Origin of the sequence: Salinivibrio sp. MA427 (genome assembly GCF_001996115.1) — a bacterium.
Classification (GTDB): Bacteria; Pseudomonadota; Gammaproteobacteria; order Enterobacterales; family Vibrionaceae; genus Salinivibrio; species Salinivibrio costicola.
Genome location: NZ_MUFH01000195.1, coordinates 1 through 5062, shown reverse-complemented (window position 1 = coordinate 5062; position 5062 = coordinate 1). Strand labels below are relative to the sequence as shown.

5 protein-coding genes, 1 other RNA gene and 2 pseudogenes are annotated in these 5062 nt (G+C 47.3%); 5 read left to right on the top strand and 3 right to left on the bottom strand.

Annotation, left to right across the window (positions count from 1 at the left end; genetic code table 11):
* Both BZG79_RS11495 and bamE read left to right on the top strand, forming a co-directional pair.
* Positions 1 to 706: pseudogene (locus BZG79_RS11495) on the top strand (DNA repair protein RecN); the annotation flags it as partial.
* A 242-nt stretch (positions 707 to 948) separates the two neighbouring features.
* Complete coding sequence (gene bamE, locus BZG79_RS11490; protein WP_021024344.1) at positions 949 to 1305, top strand: outer membrane protein assembly factor BamE; 357 nt, start codon at positions 949 to 951, stop codon at positions 1303 to 1305.
* 98 nt (positions 1306 to 1403) lie between these two features.
* On the opposite strand, the gene BZG79_RS11485 is transcribed toward bamE, so the two are convergent.
* Both BZG79_RS11485 and BZG79_RS11480 read right to left on the bottom strand, forming a co-directional pair.
* Positions 1404 to 1751 (bottom strand): RnfH family protein, encoded by a 348-nt coding sequence (locus BZG79_RS11485; protein WP_021024345.1) that lies wholly within the window; start codon positions 1749 to 1751, stop codon positions 1404 to 1406.
* Positions 1744 to 2175, bottom strand: coding sequence for an SRPBCC family protein (locus BZG79_RS11480; protein ID WP_021024346.1), 432 nt, complete (start codon positions 2173 to 2175; stop codon positions 1744 to 1746). Before BZG79_RS11480 ends, BZG79_RS11485 begins: the two co-directional genes overlap by 8 nt.
* Positions 2176 to 2329: 154 nt before the next feature.
* Here BZG79_RS11480 and smpB point away from each other — a divergent pair, with 154 nt between their 5' ends.
* The 3 genes from smpB (at position 2330) to BZG79_RS11465 (ending at position 4636) form a co-directional block, all read left to right on the top strand.
* Positions 2330 to 2815 (top strand): SsrA-binding protein SmpB, encoded by a 486-nt coding sequence (gene smpB, locus BZG79_RS11475; RefSeq protein ID WP_077461835.1) that lies wholly within the window; start codon positions 2330 to 2332, stop codon positions 2813 to 2815.
* A 46-nt stretch (positions 2816 to 2861) separates the two neighbouring features.
* Positions 2862 to 3228, top strand: a transfer-messenger RNA (tmRNA) gene (gene ssrA, locus BZG79_RS11470).
* Positions 3229 to 3394: 166 nt separating this feature from the next.
* Positions 3395 to 4636, top strand: a complete 1242-nt coding sequence (locus tag BZG79_RS11465; RefSeq protein WP_077774451.1) for an integrase domain-containing protein — start codon at positions 3395 to 3397, stop codon at positions 4634 to 4636.
* A gap of 26 nt (positions 4637 to 4662) precedes the next feature.
* Here the strand turns inward: BZG79_RS11465 and BZG79_RS16555 are convergent.
* A pseudogene (locus BZG79_RS16555) lies at positions 4663 to 5062 on the bottom strand (HNH endonuclease); the annotation flags it as partial.

The window sequence follows — 5062 nt, the reverse complement described above, 5'->3', positions numbered from 1 at the left end:
GCTGTATAGCACACATCAACAGTTGATAACGGAGCTAGAAAAACTCGCGCACAATGATGAGGCCATTGAGCAGCTTCAAGCCGAAGTCGACAAGCAATTCGCAGACTGTTTAGACACAGCAGAAAAGCTCAGTAAAAGCCGTCGTCGTTATGCCAAAGAGCTCAATAAACTCATTACCCAAAGCATGCATCAGCTCAGCATGGAACACGGCAGTTTTGAAATCCAAGTCGAAAATAAAGCACAGACCCACCTAAGTCCTCTAGGCGGCGATGCGGTCGCATTTTTGGTCTCGACCAATCCCGGCCAGCCTTTACAACCACTCGCAAAGGTCGCATCAGGTGGTGAGTTATCGCGGATCTCCCTCGCTATTCAAGTGATTACAGCACAAAAAGTGGAAACACCTAGCCTTATCTTTGACGAGGTTGATGTCGGTATTAGCGGGCCAACCGCCGCCATTGTGGGTCAATTATTACGTCAGCTTGGCGAATCGACCCAAGTTATGTGTGTCACCCATTTGCCACAAGTTGCCGGCTGTGGTCATCAACAAATGTTTGTCGCCAAAGAGACTGACCAAGGCACGACGACCACTCGCATGTACCCACTCGATTACCAGGCCCGTATTAATGAGCTGGCCCGTTTGCTTGGTGGCAGTGAAATTACCGAGCGTACTTTAGCAAATGCCGAAGATCTGCTCATTGCCGCTTAAAAAAACACGGCATTGATCACATGCTTGCTCGAGGGAAGTGTGCAACGTTCACTTTCCTCGGTTATTTCTTTTCCCATTGCGAACTTTTTCACGTTATGCCCCTCCAAACGCTAGTCGTTGGCAGGTTTTTTACATATATTCTCTGCTTGTTTATACTCGACGCGCTATGCACCGCAGGCACCGCTTGCAAAACGTACTGAGTGACGTGATTTGCCCTCAACGAGACAGTGAAGATATTAACTATGGGTTGGAAAAAAGCCGCCGTTGCCTCTCTAATGGCGATTGCCATTATGGGTTGCTCTTATGCCGAAAAACTGGTTTATCGTGTAGATATCAATCAAGGCAACTATATTGAAGAAAAGGCCGTAGACTCATTGAAGTTTGGCATGACGAAAGAGCAGGTCAAATTCCTTCTCGGCCCACCGATGTTGGTTGAGTCTGGCTACCCAAACACTTGGTACTTCGTACAGTGGCAACAGCCGGGCCACCAAGATCCAACGCAAAAAGATTTAGTGCTCTCGTTTGATGATAATAATCAATTAGTCAGCATGAGTGGTGACTATGAGCCGGGCGACCAGTTTTTTGAGGCTGTGCAATAAGCAGTGACAGCCATTGGCTCGTTAAAAGGCGCCGGATATCGGCGCCTTTACTGTGATTATTTATCGCTTGAGCAAGGCCAAGCATCGGTGTTCGACGGTTAGCGCTTACGCTTGGTATCAACCCGTCCACCTGTCACAGGATCGGCCTTGCCCTCTTGCTTCGCTCGTTCAGCTCGACGGCGGCGAATTTCCTTCGGATCAGCTTGGAGTGGCCGATAGATCTCAATCCGATCACCCTCTCTTACTTGCGCGTCAAGCTTCACCGGTCGGCTAAAAATACCCACTTTGTTGGTGGACAAATCAATGTCAGGGTACGCGCTCAAGATACCCGACTGGCGGATAATCTCTTCAACACTTGTATCAGCCTTAACGACACAATTAAAGATGCGTTGCTCATTCGGTAACGGATACACCACTTCCACATGCACCAGAGTCTCTTCACTCATAAATCGCTTTCGCTCGCTCTGTAAACGCTTTTACCATACTGCTGGTTAACTCACTAAAAATGCGCCCAAACGCTGCTTCCACCAGACGGTTAGTGAATTCAAACTCAAGGTTTAACTCTATCTTACACGCATCACTCGACAACGGCGTAAATTGCCACCCCCCACTTAAACGCTTAAACGGACCGTCAACTAAGGTCATATCAATACGCGCATTGTCGGTTAAGTAATTTTTTGTTGTAAACGTCTTCTTTATGCCCGCTTTGGCCACGTCCAGTGAAGCGACCATGGTTGAGTCTGTGTGCTCTATCAATCGAGTACTCACACATCCGGGCAAAAACTCGGGGTACGCTTCAACATCGTTCACCAAGGCAAACATTTGCTCAGCACTGAACGGCACTAAAGCCGAGCGGATGATTTGCGGCATAGGGACTCCTTAAAGTTAACCGCGAGATAATACCACTGAGGTCGCCTTTCACCAATGTTAGCGGCTAGCATATCTAAGAAAGTCATGCGGTTTGTCTAACAGCATGCGATAATCCTTTCATTCTTCGACACATCGCCTTTATAATGCGCGGACTATGGCTAAGAAAAACGCAAAGAACAAAGCAAATAGCAACACCATTGCGCTGAATAAAAAAGCACGCTTTGAGTACTTTATTGAAGATGACTTCGAAGCGGGGCTAGAGCTGCAAGGTTGGGAAGTGAAAGCACTTCGATCGGGCAAAGCCAATATCAGCGAAAGCTATGTGTTGCTCAAAGACGGGGAAGCCTTTTTGTTCGGGGCAACGATCACCCCGCTGAATGTCGCCTCCACGCATGTGGTCGCTGATCCACAGCGCACCCGTAAGCTCTTGCTCAAACGGCGGGAGCTTGATACCTTACTGGGTAAGGTTAATCGAGACGGTTTCACCGTGGTGGCATTGTCTTTATACTGGAAAAAATCATTTGCTAAGCTCAAAATAGGCTTAGCGAAAGGTAAAAAATTACACGATAAACGTGATACCGCGAAAGACAGAGACTGGCAGCGTCAAAAATCCAGGATCATGAAACACTCAGCGCGGTAATCGTTGACGCGGCAGATCAATGTGTTAGACTCTGCCGCAACACTCTGGGGCTGATTCAGGATTCGACAGGATTGAGAAGGCCCGTGGAGCATGCCGAGGGGCGGTTGGCCTCGTAAAAAGCCGCAAAAAAATAGTCGCAAACGACGAAAACTACGCACTAGCAGCTTAATAACCTGCTGAGTGCCTATCCTCTCTAGCCTTCGCCTGTAGGACGGGGAATCAGGATAGTCAAAACCAAACAGGATCGCGTGGAGGCTTTGACCCAAGAGCTGAAGCGTTAAACATAAGTTGGGTATGTCTTTGTGTGGCGTGTTTGTCCGCAGCACTCTGACGAGACTAAAGACAAACTAAGCATGTAGCGCCATCGGTTAGACTGATTCTGGACGCGGGTTCAACTCCCGCCAGCTCCACCAATTTTATATTCAAAGACGTCCACGGACGTCTTTTTTATTGCCTTAAGTAACGTAAAATCAATAACTTACCGTTCATTAAGGTCCATAGAGGTCCACCAACCGCTTTGATTTTTAGGTACACCGAGGTGTACACTGATGAAAATGGAGGCTGAGAGGTGTACCCATTATGGCTAAAATCATAGCTAAGCTTACGGATAAGAAGATAAAAGCAGCAACGCCAGAAGGTAAAGAGTACCTACTCTATGATGGCGACGGACTCAGACTAAGAGTTAAACCAACCGGCTCTAAGCTTTGGCTTTTTAATTACCTGCGTCCATTCACCAAAAAGCGCACCAACCTCAGCCTCGGTGCCTATCCCACTGTTACCCTGTCTCAAGCGCGTAAAGCGACCATGGATGCAAGAGCCCTCCTCGCTCAAAACATCGATCCTAAGGAACACCGTGAAGAGCAACAAAGGCAAGAGATTGCGCTCACCGAACATACGGTAGAGAAAGTCGCCTACCAGTGGTTCGAGCTGAAAAAAGAGCAAGTGACTGAGGGATACGCGACCGACATATGGCGCTCTCTGGAACGTCACATTTTTCCAAAGCTTGGCGCTACTCCCCTTTCCAAAATCACTGCCCCTATGGTGATAGATGCCTTAAAGCCCATTGAAGCATCGGGCAGCCTAGAGACATTAAAGCGCTTGGTCCAACGACTAAACGAAATGATGAACTACGCGGTTAACTGTGGCCTTATCCACGCTAATCCACTATCGGGCATTGGTGTCGCATTTAAAAAGCCCAAAAAGAACCATATGGCAGCGTTAACTCCCGATGAACTACCAGAGTTAATGCAAAAGCTTGCTTACGCGAATATCAAACGAGTTACCCGGTGCCTAATCGAATGGCAGCTACACACCATGACGCGGCCAGCAGAAGCGGCAGCTGCACGATGGGATGAAATAGACTGGGATAACGAACTATGGATTATCCCGGCGGAGAGAACCAAAAAAAGAAGAGAGCACCGGATCCCACTCACAGAGCAGATGCTGGCGATATTAGAAGTGATCAAGCCGATAAGTGGCCATCGTGATTTTATTTTTCCTTCAGATCGTGATCCGCAAAAGCCTTGTAATAGCCAAACGGCAAATATGGCTCTGAAACGTATGGGGTTTGCGGGAAGATTAGTTAGCCACGGTCTGCGGTCTCTCGCAAGTACTACACTCAATGAACAAGGTTTTGACCGTGACTTGATCGAAGCGTCACTGGCACACGTTGATGATAACCAAGTGCGTAGCGCCTATAACCGAACTGACTACCTTGAACGCCGCCGCCCTATGATGAGCTGGTGGAGCGGGCATATAGAAGAGGCCGCCAAAGGCAGCCTTTCTGTGACAGGAACAAAGCAGTTGAAAGTAATTAGCTAAATGTATGAATTTCTTACTAACTCAAACTATAGGTGCCCTTCTGTACAGAACCAATCACTATTCGCAAGAGCTTGACATGAAACAACTTGCCAATGATTAATGAATAGAGGTGAGTCTATATAAGATGAGAGAAATGCTTTAAATTCCTCTGCTGTACTATCGTTCATAATTGTACTTCGTATTGTCACTATAAAAGTAACAAGATTGGCAGCTTGAATACTGTACCGTTTGGATAAATCAAAGTCTATAAAGTGCTGTTCAGCTCTAAGCTTATCATTCTCTTCCCATTCTTCAGGGGGAGATACATAAAAATCCAGCGCACACGGCGCCCCTGGCAATACTTTTGCGAAAACCCACTGCTCCTGAAAAAAACACTCTTTGTCTAAATAAGGGTGGATTATCTGTTCATGATAAGCAGTCGCATAG

Bases quoted from the DNA above. Each gene is read 5' to 3' on its own strand.
- smpB (WP_077461835.1), top strand. From the start codon at position 2,330: ATGGCTAAGAAAAACGCAAAGAACAAAGCAAATAGCAACACCATTGCG.
- BZG79_RS11485 (WP_021024345.1), bottom strand. From the start codon at position 1,751: ATGAGTGAAGAGACTCTGGTGCATGTGGAAGTGGTGTATCCGTTACCG.
- bamE (WP_021024344.1), top strand. From the start codon at position 949: ATGGGTTGGAAAAAAGCCGCCGTTGCCTCTCTAATGGCGATTGCCATT.
- BZG79_RS11465 (WP_077774451.1), top strand. From the start codon at position 3,395: ATGGCTAAAATCATAGCTAAGCTTACGGATAAGAAGATAAAAGCAGCA.
- BZG79_RS11480 (WP_021024346.1), bottom strand. From the start codon at position 2,175: ATGCCGCAAATCATCCGCTCGGCTTTAGTGCCGTTCAGTGCTGAGCAA.